We start from the raw sequence: 13,126 nt of genomic DNA, 5'->3' as shown, positions 1-13,126 counted from the left end.
GGCGGCTCACAGCTGGCTGTACTGCCGCTGGGTGAGGCCGTACTTGGAGGCGATGGCATTCCACAGCTTCACCGCGGCCTTCTTCTGGCTGGTCGCCGTGGCGCTCTCGCTGTTGCCGGCCTGCGACTCCTGAGTGCCGCGGGCATGGCCGCCCTTGCAGACCTTGCCCCCGTGCGCGGCCTGGTCGGCCCACGCCGCGTAGTGGCCGTCGGCGGCGGAGGACGCCTGCCAGGCCTTGGTGAGCGCCGTGGTCAATTCCCCGTGGTTGGGCAGCTTGTCGACGGCCAGGCCGCTGAGCTGGGTGACCAGGCCGGTCCGCTGCGTCGAGGCCGCCCGCAGGTCGGAGGCGGCACCCGGCAGGTTCTTGCAGTCCCTGATGGACTCGACCGCGTTGACCACCGAACTGCGGCTCGCCCCGCTGGTCTTGAGCAGCGAGTCCAGCGCCTTGGCCTGCGCCTCGGCCTCGCCGCCCGCCGCGGCCTCGGGGCTGTCCGAGGCGGAACCGGTCGTCTTGCCCGAGGCGGTCGCGCTCGGCTTGCCCCCGTCGGCCTTGGACTTGCCACCGCTGTTCATCAGTCCGCCGACCACCAGGCCGGCCACCACGCAGCCGGCCACCACGATCCCGATCAGCACCTTGGGCGACATCCGGCGGCGGTCGTCGCCGTCGTCGTAGCCGTCCTGGTCGTAGCCGTTCTGCTCGTAACCGGGCTCCCACGGCGGCCTGCCGTACGCCTGCTGCGGTGCCTGCTGCTGGGCGGAGGGCGGCTGGATGATGCGCTGGCGCAGCGGCTCGGGGCCGGGGACGTCGGACCTGAACAGGTGGTCGTAGTCGCTGTCGTGCTGCGGGCCGGGCTGCTGCCCTTGCTGCTGGTAGCCATTCTGCGGCGGGAACTGCTGCCCGCCGCCGTACGACTGCGGGTCGGCGTACTGCTGCGGGTCGGCGTACTGCTGCGGCTCGGCGTACTGCTGCTGGCCTGCATATTGCTGCGGCTCGGCATATTGCTGGGCGCCGGGGAAATCCTGCCCGGCGTAACCTTGCGGCGGCTGTTGCTGCTGCCCGTAGGCGTCGTAAGGCTGCTGGTCCTGCTCGTGGAAGATCGACAGCGGCAGCGCCTGGGTGGCGTCGGCGGGAGCGGGCTCCGGCGGGACGTTGCCCGGGTAGGGGGGCAGCATCTGCGTGGCGTCGGCGACCGGTGCGGCGGGCTGCGGCGGCGCCGCGGGTATGGGCGCCTGCGCGGGTGCGGGACCGCCGGCGGGATACGGCGGCAGCATCTGGGTGGCGTCCGCGGGCTCGGCAGCCTGCGGCGGGTACGGCGGCGGCGCCTGCGGCGGTACGGGCGGCTGGCCGGGGTGCTGTGCCTGCTCGCCCCAGGGGGTGCCGCCGGCCGGCTGGACGTGGTCGCCGTGGGCCGGGGGCTGCTGCCCGGCCGGGAGGACGACGCCCCGGTACGGTTCGGGTGTTTCCTCGCCGCGTCCGTTGCTGTGCATCGCCGTTGACTCCCGCCTTCACCCAGTGTCGGACGTCTGCACACGCTACCGGGTGAACGGGGAGAGGGGCCACGAACCCTGAGGGGTGAGCGTCCGGACACCTGGTTGACGTGCGGCCCGCGGCGCCGCGGGAGGCGGCGCCGCGGGGTTTCGCCAGCAATTTGCGGCGCTCCGCTCGAACGGTGTCGGTAAGGTAACGATTCGGTCTGTACTTGCCCGTTGGGCGGTTACGCGGCGTCCTGCGCCTCAAGGCGTGCGCCGAACTCCCTTACCGACGGCTCGGCCGAGAACGGGTCGAGCCGGCGGCGGAAGTCCTCCAGATATTCCGCGCCGCGGTCCGAGCGCAGCCCCGACAGCAGCGCGACGGCCTGGGTGCCGGTGTGGCAGGCCTGTTCGATCTCGCGCTGCTGCACCTGGGCGTCGGCGAGCAGCAGCATGTCGATCGCCCGGCGCCTGGCACGGGTGGCGGGGTGCGCGGCGAGCGCCTCCTCCGCGCGCCGGGCGGCCGGAACCGCCTGACCCAGGTCGCGGTGACAGTGCGCCAGTTCGTCGGCGAGATAGGCGTGGTCGAAGTGCGCGATCCAGGGTGGGTCCTGATCGGGCTCGGAGCGCTCCATGGCGCCGACGGCGAGCCCGGCGACGGTGGCGAACGTGCGGGCGTCACCGAGCAGTGCGTGGCCGCGCGCCTCTGCCGCGAAGAACATCGCCTCGGCCGTATGCCCGACCTGGCCCCTGGCGCCTTCCTGTGCCGCGCGGGCGAGTTGGGCGATCTCCCGCGGATTGCCGAGGGCGGCCGCCAGATGGCTCATGCTCGCGGCCAGGATGTAGCCGCCGTAACCGCGGTCGCCCGCCGCCTGGGCGAGCCGCAGGGCCTGGATGTAGTAGCGCTGCGCCAGGCCCGGCTGGCCGGTGTCCACCGCCATATACCCCGCCAGTTCGGTCAGCCGGGCCACGGCGGAGAACAACTCGCGCCCCACCGACTCGCGGTAACTGCCCGCCAGCAGGCCCGACACCACGCTGTTCAGGTAGTGCACGACGACCGGTCTGACATGGCCGCTGCCGAACCGGTGGTCCAGGTCGGTCAGCGCCTGGGTGGTGGCCTTGACCGCCTCGACGTCGGAAGCGCCCACCCGGGCACCGCCGTTGCGCGCCACCCCCTGGTCGGGACGGGTGATCAGCCAGTCCCTGCTCGGCTCGACAAGGGCCGAGGCCGCGACGGTTGAACCGGTCAGGAAGTCGCGCCTGCCGACGTCGCTGCGCCACAGCTCGCAGACCTGCTCGATCGCGCCCAGCACGGTCGGTGCGAAATGCAGGCCGATGCCGGTGGCCAGGTTCTTGCCGTCGGCCATGCCGATCTCGTCTATGGACACCGCGCGGCCGAGCTTGCGCCCCAACGCCTCGGCCACGATGCCGGGCGCCCGGCCCCGCGGCTGCTGGCCGCGCAGCCAGCGGGCCACCGACGTCTTGTCGTAGCGCAGGTCGAGGCCGTGCTCCGCCCCGCACATGTTGACCCTGCGGGCGAGCCCGGCATTGGAGCAGCCGGCCTCCTGGATCAGCGACTGGAGCCGCTCGTTCGGCTGCCGCGCCACAAGTGGTCGTGCGGCCATGGTGTCCCCCTCGTCCTCGTCAACCCCGTCCTGGTGACTGACGTCGTTACGGCCCTGCGTTCATAGCGTTCGTACGGCTCTTCGGCGGCTGCGGCTGCGGCTGCGGCTGGGCGGCCCTGCAGCCGTATCGGTGGTGCGGCTCTCCCTGCGCGGATGCTTCCCATCCTCCGGGCGGAAAATGCCCCGCTTTGCCGTGTTCCAACGGAGCCGCCCGGTGGGCCGCCCTCCACTGACTACCCGCCCGGGACACCGGTTGCCCGTACGCGCCCCCGGCAGTGCATCCGTGCGCCCGCCATGAGCCGCGGCATCGCCCCGTAACCCGCGATCACGGGGGCAGTTGTGCAGCGCGTGGAAGACAGCATCGGAGTCCCGCGCCAGTTCACCGGTCGACTCCTCGACGCGGCGGTCCGCTACGCGGAGGAACGGCACTGGGACGTGCTGCCGGGCACCTGGCTGGAGATCGATGCCTCCGGTGCGCCCCGCTGCTCCTGCGGCTCCGCCGGCTGCACCGCGCTCGGCGCACACCCCGCCCGGCCGGACTGGACGGCCAGGGGCAGCGGCAGCGCGCCCGCGGTGCGCCGGATGTGGCAGAAGCAGCCGGAAGCGTCGGTCCTGCTGCCCACTGGCCGCACTTTCGACGTCGTCGACGTCTCCGAGGACGCCGGCTGCCTGGCGCTGGCCCGGATGGAGCGGATGAACCTGCCGCTCGGCCCGGTGCTCGGCACCCCGGGCCGCCGCCTGCGCTTCCTCGTCCTGCCGGGCGCGGGCTCGAAAATCCCCGAACTGCTGCGCGGCTTCGGCTGGCTGCCCGAGTCGCTGGACCTGGCGGTGCTCGGCGAGGGCGGCTGGGTCGTCGCGCCGCCGACCAGGACGGTGCCGGGCGGCTGCGCCCAGTGGGCCCGCCGGCCGACCCCCGCCAACCGCTGGCTGCCCGATGCGGAGGAGCTGCTGAGCCCGCTGGCGTACGCGTGCGGCCGGGAGGCGGCCACGGCCCGCGCCCGCTGAGCCGCCGGCCGTCACCGACCGCACTCGCTGCCACGGATCAGTCACTGTCAGTGGTCCCCCGTAGGGTGGTGGCACGCGTGGGACCAGCGCGAGTACGGGCACGGGGAGGGGTCACGACATGGCGCAGGAGTCGGAAAGCACACCGGCACGGGCGGATCGAGGGGCGCCCCTGCCGTATTACGGGGCGGCCGGTGGCACCGGGCAGGCGCAGGGGGGCGCGACAGCCGCGGGTCCCGTTCCCGCGGTGCGGATTCGCGGACTGTGGAAGCGCTTCGGCGAGCAGGCGGCCGTCGCGGGCATCGAGCTGGACCTGCCCGCGGGCCGTTTCATCGGCTTGGTGGGGCCGAACGGCGCGGGGAAGACCACCACACTGTCCATGGTCACCGGTCTGCTGCGGCCCGACGACGGGTTGGTGCAGGTCAACGGCCATGACGTGTGGTCCGACCCGGTCGCGGTGAAGTCCAGGATCGGCGTGCTCCCCGAGGGCCTGCGGCTCTTCGAGCGGCTCTCCGGGCGCGAGTTGCTCGCCTACACCGGCCGGCTGCGCGGCCTGCCCGGCGACGAGGTCGACAAGCGCACCGCCCAGCTTCTCGACGTGCTCGACCTGACGGCCGCCCAGCACAAGCTGGTGGTCGACTACTCGACCGGCATGCGCAAGAAGATCGGCCTGGCCGCCGCGTTGCTGCACAATCCCGAAGTGCTCTTCCTCGACGAGCCATTCGAGGGCGTCGATCCGGTGTCCGCGCAGGTCATCCGCGGTGTGCTGGAGCGCTATACGGCCGCCGGCGGCACCGTCGTCTTCTCCTCGCACGTGATGGAGCTGGTGGAGAGCCTGTGCGACTGGGTCGCCGTGATGGCCGCGGGGCGCATCGTGGCACACGGCCCGCTGGCCGAAGTACGCGGCGCCGCGCCGACCTTGCAGGACGCCTTCCTGTCCCTGGTCGGCGCCGACCGGCGCACCGGCCAGGACCTGGACTGGCTGGGCGGCGGTTCCCGATGACCGTTGCCGCGCCGCGGGCCGAGACCGCACCCACCGCCGCGTCCCCGTCCATCATCGGCGTCTTCGTCCGGCTCAAGCTGTCGCTGATGCGGGGCGGGCTGCGCCGGTCCCGCGGGCGCACCGTCGGCTGGTGCGTCGGCGTCGCCCTGGCGATGCTCTACGCGCTGGCGAACGGCGCGGGCATGATCGCACTGCGCCACAACCACTACGCGCCCGCGGTCTCCGTCACCGTCGCGGTGGTGCTCGGCATCGGCTGGGCGGTGATGCCGCTGTTCTTCTTCGGCGGCGACGACACCCTCGACCCGACCCGGCTGGCGATGCTGCCGTTGCGCCCGCGTCCGCTGCTCACCGCGCTGCTCATCTCGTCGCTGATCGGCGTGGGCCCGCTCTTCACCCTGCTGCTCGGGGCCGGCGCGGTCACCTCGGTGGCGAACGGCCCGGCGGCCGTGGTCGTCGCGATTTTCGCCAACGCCCTGCTCCTGGTGTTCTGCGTCGCCCTCTCCCGCGCCGTAGCTGCGGCCAACACCCGGCTGCTGACCAGCCGCAAGGGCCGCGACCTGGCCCTGCTCAGCGGCGTGTTCGTCGCGATCGGCGCCCAGCTGGTCAACCTCGGGCTCAGCTCCCTGTCCGGCACCGACGGGCTGCGCAGGGCCACCTCCGCGGCATCCGTGGTGCGCTGGATCCCGCCTGCGACCGCCGTCGACGCGGTCCGCTCCACCGGCCGGGGCGCGTACGGCCTCGCGGCGGTGCAGCTCGCGGTGACCGCCACCGCGCTGGTCCTGCTGCTGCACTGGTGGCACCGCAGCCTCCACCGGCTGATGGTGTCGCCCGACGCGTCCACGATCGCGGCCTCGCCCGAGGAGTCCACGGCGCGCGGCACCGCCGAGGGCCGCTCCCGGCTGCCCCTGAGGCTGCCCTCGGGCCGTACCGGCACGGTGATGCAGCGGCAGTTCCGCTACATGTGGCGCGACCCGCGCGCCAAGGCCGCGCTCGCCACCGGGCTCGCGGTCGGCCTGCTGCTGCCGCTGGTCGCGGTGGTCCAGCACGGCAGCGTCTACCAGTGCCTGTGGGCCGCCGGGCTGCTCGGCATACAGATGTACAACCAGTTCGGCCTCGACGGCTCCGCCTTCTGGACCGTCATGACCGCGATCGCCGACCGCCGGGACGCCGAACTCGAACTGCGCGGCCGCGCGATGGCGATCGCCCTGATCGCCGTCCCGTACGTCACCGTGGTGACTACGGGCGCCGCCCTCCTCCTCGGCCGGGCCGACGCCTTGGCCGAGACGCTCGGCCTGTCCTTCGCCTTCGTCGGCGCCCTCGTCGCCACCGGCGGCTTCGCCAGCGTGCGCTTCCCGTACGCGGTGCCGCACGACAATCCCTTCGCCAATGCCGCGCCCGGCCAGAGCGGCCTGGTGATGCTCAACGTCTTCGGCGGCACGGTCGCCGGGACGGCACTGTGCCTCCCGGTGCTCGGCCCGGTCATCGCCCTCCACCTCACCGGCCACCACGCCTTCCTCTGGCTCGCCCTCCCCGTCGGCGCCCTGTACGGCGCCGCCCTCGCCGCCCTGTCCCTCCGCCTCACCGCGCCGCGCCTCCTGGACCGGCTGCCGGAGATCCTGGCCACTGTCCGGGGCTAGGTGTTCTTCTCGCCCGGAGTCGCACGCGGGGTGTATCCATGCGCCCCGGAGGTGCCCTCTCGCCAGCAGCCCCTCGCCGGGGAGGTTCCCCGGCGAGGGCGCGCCCCGGAGGGTGCAGCGGACCGCGAACGGACGATCAGCGGCGGTGGAAGAAGGACGTGGCGAGGGCCAGGAGCGGAAGGGCGGCGCCCAAGGCCGACGCGAGAGGCCAACCGCCGAGGTGGTAAGCGGCGGACCCCGCCTGGGAGCCCACCGCCCCGCCGACGAAGAAGGTGGCCATGAAGGCGCTGTTCAGCCGCGCCCTGGCTCCCCCGTCGAGCTGGTAGACCACGTGCTGCCCGAGGATCAACGTGGTCTGGACAGCCATGTCCAGCAGCACGGCGGCCGCCCCGAGGGCCAGCACATTGTGCCGCCCCACCACCGCCATGCCGAAGGCGACCGCGGCGGCGACAAAAGCGGCGGCCGTCATCGGCCGGACCAGACCGCGGTCCGCCCACCGGCCGGCCAGCGGTGCGATCAGCGCACCGCCCGCACCCGCGAGGGCGAAGAGCCCGACCTGCCACTGCGCGTAGTGGAAAGGCGCCGCGGTGAGGACGAAGGAGATGGTCGTCCAGAAGACGCTGAAGGTGCCGAACATCGCCGCCTGGTAGAGCGCCCGGTGGCGCAGCGCCGGATGGACCTTGAGCAGCCGGACCGTGGACCGCAGCAGCGCCCCGTACCGCAGCGCGGCGGCGGGCGGCCGCGGCGGCAGGGCCCGGCGCAGCACCAGCGTCAGTACGGTCATCAGCGCGGCCGAGCCGAGGTAGACCACCCGCCAGCTCGTCGCTCCCGCGACCACGCTGCCGACGGTGCGGGACAGCAGGATGCCGGTGAGCAGCCCGCTCATCACCTGCCCGACAACCCGCCCGCGGCTCGCGTCGGGCGCGAGGTCCGCGGCGAACGGCACGAGTATCTGCGCGACGGTGAGCGTGCACCCGACGATCAGCGAGGCGACCAGCAGCACGGCGAAGTCCGGCGCCACCCCGGCGAGGACGAGCGCGCCGACGGTGAGGGAGAGCAGCAGCGTGGCGAGCCGCCGCTTCTCGGTGACGTCGCCGAGCGGCACGAGCAGCAGCAGACCGAGCGCGTAGCCCAGCTGAGTGGCCGTGACCAGGCTGCCCGCGACGACCGCGCCGATGTGGAAGGACTGCCGCAGTTCGCTGAGCAGCGGCTGGGCGTAATAGAGGTTGGCGACGGTCAGGCCGCAGGAGACGGCGAGCAGTATCACGAGCCGCCGCGGCGGCCCTTCCTCCCGCGACGGCTGCTGCTTCGGCGGTACGGCCACGCCGGCCGCGGGGCCGTGGGGCTGGGACATCGACACACCTCATCGCGCGAGCGCCTGCTGAGTAGGAACCGGTTAAACCGGTGCGATGACCGTACCAGTCAAACCGGTTCCGGCGTTAGGCTGGGCCGCATGAGGGACGACACCGCTGCGCCGCGGTTCCGGCAGGGCTCGGGGCGGCTGTGCCTGGACTACCTGCGGACCCTGCGCTACCGCGGAACTCCCGCCGTCACCGAGGAGTTGGCCGACAGCACGGCGCTCGTGGCGTGGGTACGGCAGTGCGGGCCCGCGGTCGACGGCCCGCTCCAGGTCCCCGACGTCCCCGACGTCCTCGCCGCGCGGGCGCTGCGCGAGGCCGCGTATGAGCTGATCACCGCGGCCGTCGCTGCCGGCGGCCCCGCCCTGCCCGCCACCGCCGTCAGGAACCGGCTCAACCGGGCCGCCGCCGCGGACGTGCCCGTGCCGTACCTCACCGCCCAGGGGGAATTGCGGTGGCGGGCGGACGACCCCGTACGAGCCGTGCTCGCGCTCGTCGCGCGCGACACCCTCGAACTGGCGGCCTCCCCCGCCCTCCTCCCCCGCCTGCACGCCTGCGCCTCACCCGACTGCGGTGCCCTCTTCCTCGACCACTCCCGTCCCGGGACGCGGCGCTGGTGCTCGATGGACATCTGCGGCAACCGGGCCAAGAAGTCCGCACTGCGCGCGCGGCCTTGAGAGGGCTCCCCTGCGGGGGTGCTGATTGCGGACTCCGCACCTGCGTTGTGAGGCCGGCTTGTCGCGCGGTTCCCCGCGCCCCGGGGTGATTGCCCCCTGTGGTGGCGTTGCTTACTTTCCCGCCCTCTCGGCGGGGCGCGCAGTTCCCCGCGCCCCTGTGGGCCCTGCGTCCTGCGCCGTGAGGCGGCGGCACCCTGGCGAGAGCTTGCCCTTCGGCCGCGGAGGGAGCAGCTCCCCGGTGGCGCCCTGCAGGGCGGTGGTGCCGCTACAACATCGCAAACGTGGGTACGGCGCGCCCGGCCGCCACGGGGTGGGCGCCGTACGGCCGTTGTCACCGGCCGGACGGTCAGCTGCTGGGCAGGCCGGTGCGTGCGAAGACATCGGTCGGGCCGTCGGTCCACTGCACGGTGAGCGTCTTGCCGTCGGCCGCGAGCACGCCGTGGCCGGTGGTGCGCTCGGTATCGCCGTCCATGCAGGTCAGCGTCAGCGCGATGCCGTCCGTGTCGACATAACCGCCGCCACACAGATGCGTACTCGTCAGGGCCGCCTTGCCCTTGCCGAGGACGAGCTGGACCTTCGCCGTGCCCTGCGTCGCGAGCCACACGCCTTCCACGGTCTGCGTGCCGTCACCGCTGGCCGCCGTCTCCACCGGCGCCGTCATGGTGGCCGTCGGCTCCGGCGCGGCGGTCGCGGACTGCCGCTCCGCCGCGCTCGCGGTGGTGCTCGCCGTCAGCTGCTTCTTCCCGTCGTTGTCGCTGCTGCCACAACTGCTGAGCGCCAGCACGGCGGCGACCGCCACGGCGGCGATGCCCGCTCTGGTGAACGTAAGACGCACGGTGCTCCCCCATGACGCGATAAGAATCCAGCGACGGCAAGCTACCAGCAGGCCACGGCAGCGTGCGCAGGTCGGCCGGGCCGACCTGCGGCCGGCCGCCGCGAACCGCCCGCGCAGCCCGCGGGCCCGCGCCGCAGGAGGCGGACCCCCAGCGCCTCGCCACCCCACCGCCCACCAGCACCGCCATTTATCACCGATCCCTCACAGCACCCTCACGCCAGTCCCGCACTCCCGCACACCGCCCTTCGCCCCGCAGCCGTGCGACAGCAGCCCCCCGCCTACGCCACTCCCGCCGCCTGCGGCCGCACGTCCTACCGCACCGCCGCCCCCGCCACCGTCTTCTCCCCCGCCGCCCGCAGGCCCGGCCACCGTCAGGCCGGTGTGGCGCGCTGCGGCTCCCGCACCACCTCCCGGAGGAACCGCTCCACCGTGTCGCACCACGCCTCGGGCTGGTCCCACGGGACGAGGTGGCCGGCGTCGGGGATCTCGGCGTAGCGGCCGCGGGGCAGCACCCGGACCATCTCCTGGGCCTCCGCCCGTCCCAGCTCCCCGCCGAGCCCGCGCACGACCAGCGCGGGGCAGCCGACTCCGGCCAGCTCGTCCCAGTGCGCGTCACGTATCCACGGGTCGCGGGAGCGCAGCAGATGGCGTGGGGCGTACTGCGGGCGCCACCCGTCGTCGCCTTCCACCATGACCTCGGCGAAGAAGTCGCCGCGCACCGGATTCGGCGGATTCGCCCACGGGTCCAGCTCCCCGAACCAGCGGCGGGCGTCCCCGAGGGTGGCGAAGGGCAGCGGCCAGGACCGCGTCCAGTCTTCCCATTCCCGCTGACCCGCCTCGCCAAGCGCGGCGGCCCGCATGTCGCAGATGACGACCGCGGCGACGAGGTCGGGGCGGTGGGCCGCCAGCTGCCATGCGGTGAGCGCACCCATGGAGTGCCCGATCACGGTGACCGGGGCGAGGCCGAGCTGCTCGACGGCGGCGACGGCGTCGGCGAGATAGGCCTCCGTCCCGTAAGGCCCCTCCGGCCGTTCGCTGCGGCCATGCCCGCGCTGGTCGAGGGCGAGCGCCCGATAGCGGGGCGCGAGCCTGCGCGCGGTCGCCGCCCAGTGCGAGGCGCGGCCGAGCAAGCCGTGCAGCAGCAGCACACCGGGGCGGGCGTCGGCCCCCGGCTCTGCCGCGGCGCCCGCGACAGCCGTCGCCGCCGCGTAGTCCCAAGCCGCGAGGCGTATCCCGCCCGCTCCCGTGACCTCGAAACGCCGGGTCGTGTGGTGGTCCACGTACTGCTTCATGTGCCGCACCCCCTTCCTATTGGTCGTCGTTTGTCCTGGTGGTGTCTCCTCATGTCTTCCCGATCCACGCTATCGAACTTTTATTCGAACAAGCGCCTCACGCGCCCAACACCGCTCGTTCGAGTGACAACGCTCGGGGATTGACCGCCGGGGCCGAGGGGAGATCTTCAGCGGGGCGCGACGCGAAGGGGAAGCGGGTCGCGCGGGGAGGCACCGGGAAGCTCGGGGTCCCGGCTCCTCCGTGGGGGTCTCCATGGGGAGGGACGAGGGAGGGAAAAGGCCGCCCCGGCACCGTCATCACGGTGCCGGGGCGACCCCTCGTCCAAGTGGCCGGCCGAGCGCCGGCCGGTGTGCTACCGCCTGGCGACGAAAACGTGCGAGGCGACTTCCGCGTCCAGCTCGGCGGCCTCGCCACCGCTGCCGACCAGCACACCCCCGGGAGAGGAGGTCACGCTCACCACGGCGCCCGGCTGCACGCCGGCCCGCCGCAGCGTGTACATCACCTGGGCGTCGGTCTGGATCGGCTCGCCGATCCTGCGGACGACCACACTGGTCGAGCCCGCACCGGGCTTGAGGTCGTTCAAACTGACCATGCCGACCTCAAGGAAGGGGTCGGCCTCGCCCTTCTCGCCCAGCTCCTCCAGGCCCGGGATCGGGTTGCCGTACGGCGACTCCGTGGGGTGCTGCAGGAGCTCGAGCACCCGCCGCTCCACGGCCTCGCTCATCACGTGCTCCCATCGGCAGGCCTCGGCGTGCACGTGCTCCCACTCCAGGCCGATCACGTCGACCAGCAGACACTCGGCGATGCGGTGCTTGCGCATCACGCGGGTGGCGGTGCGACGGCCCTCCTCGGTCAACTCCAGATGGCGGTCGCCGGCCACGTGCAGCAGCCCGTCCCGCTCCATCCGCGCCACCGTCTGGGAGACTGTCGGGCCGCTCTGGTCGAGCCGCTCGGCGATTCGGGCGCGCATGGGGACCACACCCTCCTCCTCCAGCTCCAGGATGGTGCGGAGATACATCTCCGTCGTGTCGATCAGTCCGGACATGCGCGCCCCTCGTTCATTCGTGCGTGGCCCTGGGAACAAGTCTGACGCATCGCACCGACAACCGGCCCCGCCGCGAGCAGCCCCCCTCCTCCCGCCCCGCCGCCACGGGCCCCCACGCGGACGGGAAAGACCGGACACGGGCCCCCGCCGCGACGCTGAGCGGCCACGGAGCCCTCCCGCCTGCCGCGGTGAGCACCCGGTGACCGCCGTCAACCGCCGCTTCCCTGGCGTCCACATCGTGGACGATCGCGTGGGCCGGGGCGGGACGCGGGACGAATACGCGTTCCTCACCCGCTGATTTCTTGACACCGGCCGCGCCCTGGCCCCACGGTGATCCGCATGACTGAGCCCCGCGAGGACCTGGCCGACCGGTATTTCGACGCCGCTATCGGCCTGCTGCGCCGGGTGCGCGACGAAGAGGCGGCCGGTATCAAGGCCGCCGCGACCGCGGTCGCGGACGCCGTCGCCTCCGGCGGCCGGGTCTTCGTCTTCGGCGCGGGGCACTCCTCGCTGCCCGCCCAGGACGTCGTCTACCGGGCCGGCGGTCTCGCCCTGATCAACCTGCTGGCCGTGCCCGGTGTCGTCGGCGTGGACGTCATGCCCGCGACGCTCGGCAGCGCCCTGGAGCGGGTCGACGGCCTGGCCGGGGTGGTCCTGGACACCAGTCCCGTCCAGCGCGGCGACGTGCTGTTCGTGATCTCGCTGTCCGGCCGCAATTCCCTGCCGGTGGAGATGGCGCAGAATGCCCGCGCGCTCGGCCTGACCGTCATCGGCGTCACCTCGGTCGCCTACGCCGAGCAGACCAGCTCACGGCACGTGTCGGGCACCTTCCTCAGGGACCACTGCACCATCGTGCTCGACTCCAAGATCGCGGTGGGCGACGCCGAACTGTCGGACGACGCCATTCCCGCGCCGTTCGGCCCGGCCTCCACCGTCGTCACCAGCGCCCTGATGCAGGCCGTCGTCGCCACCGCGGCCACCGAACTCGCCGAACGCGGCGTCACTCCGCCCATGCTGCGCTCGGGCAATGTGGACGGCGGTCACGACTGGAACGGCCGGATCTTCGAGCAGTACCGCGACCGGATCTTCTTCCGCCACTGAACGGCGGCGCATCACCGCGCCTCGCATGACCCGCGGCACATTGCCGCGCCACACCCCGCCCGCGGCACATTGCACCGGTC

At 73.2% G+C, this 13,126-nt stretch carries 11 protein-coding genes; 5 read left to right on the top strand and 6 right to left on the bottom strand.

The window, feature by feature from the left end:
- Positions 1 to 6 precede the first annotated feature (6 nt).
- Both BUE44_RS13280 and BUE44_RS13275 read right to left on the bottom strand, forming a co-directional pair.
- Entirely contained in the window at positions 7 to 1,488 is a 1,482-nt protein-coding gene (locus BUE44_RS13280; RefSeq protein WP_073497650.1) for a hypothetical protein, read from the bottom strand.
- A gap of 227 nt (positions 1,489 to 1,715) precedes the next feature.
- The gene (locus tag BUE44_RS13275) at positions 1,716 to 3,095 is read right to left on the bottom strand and encodes a transcriptional regulator (protein ID WP_073497647.1); all 1,380 of its coding nucleotides are present in this window, start codon (positions 3,093 to 3,095) and stop codon (positions 1,716 to 1,718) included.
- 348 nt (positions 3,096 to 3,443) lie between these two features.
- Between BUE44_RS13275 and BUE44_RS13270 the strand changes: the two genes are divergently transcribed.
- From BUE44_RS13270 to BUE44_RS13260, 3 genes are all read left to right on the top strand, one after another.
- Entirely contained in the window at positions 3,444 to 4,100 is a 657-nt protein-coding gene (locus BUE44_RS13270; protein ID WP_073497644.1) for a bifunctional DNA primase/polymerase, read from the top strand.
- A 118-nt stretch (positions 4,101 to 4,218) separates the two neighbouring features.
- Positions 4,219 to 5,100: an ABC transporter ATP-binding protein gene (locus BUE44_RS13265; protein ID WP_079189702.1), complete on the top strand. Its 882-nt coding sequence runs from the start codon at positions 4,219 to 4,221 to the stop codon at positions 5,098 to 5,100.
- The gene (locus BUE44_RS13260; protein WP_073497642.1) at positions 5,097 to 6,737 is read left to right on the top strand and encodes a transporter; all 1,641 of its coding nucleotides are present in this window, start codon (positions 5,097 to 5,099) and stop codon (positions 6,735 to 6,737) included. Before BUE44_RS13265 ends, BUE44_RS13260 begins: the two co-directional genes overlap by 4 nt.
- A 136-nt stretch (positions 6,738 to 6,873) precedes the next feature.
- Here BUE44_RS13260 and BUE44_RS13255 read toward each other — a convergent pair whose 3' ends face one another.
- On the bottom strand, positions 6,874 to 8,091 hold the full coding sequence (locus tag BUE44_RS13255) for an MFS transporter (RefSeq protein WP_073497640.1): 1,218 nt from the start codon (positions 8,089 to 8,091) through the stop codon (positions 6,874 to 6,876).
- A 99-nt stretch (positions 8,092 to 8,190) separates the two neighbouring features.
- Here BUE44_RS13255 and BUE44_RS13250 point away from each other — a divergent pair, with 99 nt between their 5' ends.
- Positions 8,191 to 8,772, top strand: coding sequence for a CGNR zinc finger domain-containing protein (locus tag BUE44_RS13250; RefSeq protein ID WP_073497633.1), 582 nt, complete (start codon positions 8,191 to 8,193; stop codon positions 8,770 to 8,772).
- Between the two features lie 346 nt (positions 8,773 to 9,118).
- Here the strand turns inward: BUE44_RS13250 and BUE44_RS13245 are convergent, their stop codons facing one another.
- The 3 genes from BUE44_RS13245 to BUE44_RS13235 form a co-directional block, all read right to left on the bottom strand.
- Positions 9,119 to 9,607 (bottom strand): hypothetical protein, encoded by a 489-nt coding sequence (locus tag BUE44_RS13245; RefSeq protein ID WP_073497630.1) that lies wholly within the window; start codon positions 9,605 to 9,607, stop codon positions 9,119 to 9,121.
- Positions 9,608 to 9,978: 371 nt separating this feature from the next.
- The gene (locus BUE44_RS13240; RefSeq protein ID WP_073497628.1) at positions 9,979 to 10,899 is read right to left on the bottom strand and encodes an alpha/beta fold hydrolase; all 921 of its coding nucleotides are present in this window, start codon (positions 10,897 to 10,899) and stop codon (positions 9,979 to 9,981) included.
- A gap of 353 nt (positions 10,900 to 11,252) precedes the next feature.
- Positions 11,253 to 11,945 (bottom strand): metal-dependent transcriptional regulator, encoded by a 693-nt coding sequence (locus BUE44_RS13235; RefSeq protein WP_073497626.1) that lies wholly within the window; start codon positions 11,943 to 11,945, stop codon positions 11,253 to 11,255.
- 339 nt (positions 11,946 to 12,284) lie between these two features.
- On the opposite strand from BUE44_RS13235, the gene BUE44_RS13230 reads away from it, so the two are divergent.
- Positions 12,285 to 13,046, top strand: a complete 762-nt coding sequence (locus tag BUE44_RS13230; RefSeq protein WP_107415699.1) for an SIS domain-containing protein — start codon at positions 12,285 to 12,287, stop codon at positions 13,044 to 13,046.
- The last annotated feature ends 80 nt before the right edge of the window (positions 13,047 to 13,126 follow it).

The sequence above is a fragment of the Actinacidiphila paucisporea genome (assembly GCF_900142575.1).
GTDB lineage: Bacteria > Actinomycetota > Actinomycetes > Streptomycetales > Streptomycetaceae > Actinacidiphila > Actinacidiphila paucisporea.
The sequence above is the reverse complement of the archived record's forward strand: the minus strand, read 5'-3'. Positions and strand labels throughout refer to the sequence as shown.